The 253-nt window shown below is 47.8% G+C and carries 1 protein-coding gene; it reads left to right on the top strand.

Translation table 11 applies throughout. The features are described from left to right. A partial coding sequence (locus tag CKY02_RS24185) for a hypothetical protein (protein ID WP_146747502.1) occupies window positions 1-253 on the top strand: 253 nt, incomplete at both ends.

A 253-nucleotide genomic window follows, 5' to 3' on the forward strand; every position in this document is an offset into this window, starting at 1 on the left:
GTTGATAAATTGGGGCTGAATCCCGATTCCGTTCATTTGGATATCACGAGTTTTCATGTCGATGGTGACTATGACAGCGCGTTGGGAGATGACACAAAACGCATTGCGTTGGTGCCGGGTTATAGCCTGTCTCTTAGTCACATCTCTACATCAACCGATTTAGCCAGTAAATACCCATCAATAAGCGTTTGTAGCAGGAACCAGCCTTCCCATAGTCTTTCCCACCCGACCCGGCCTGTCCGTTTTGAGTCAT

Source organism: Photorhabdus bodei (genome assembly GCF_003287735.1).
Lineage (GTDB): Bacteria > Pseudomonadota > Gammaproteobacteria > Enterobacterales > Enterobacteriaceae > Photorhabdus > Photorhabdus kayaii.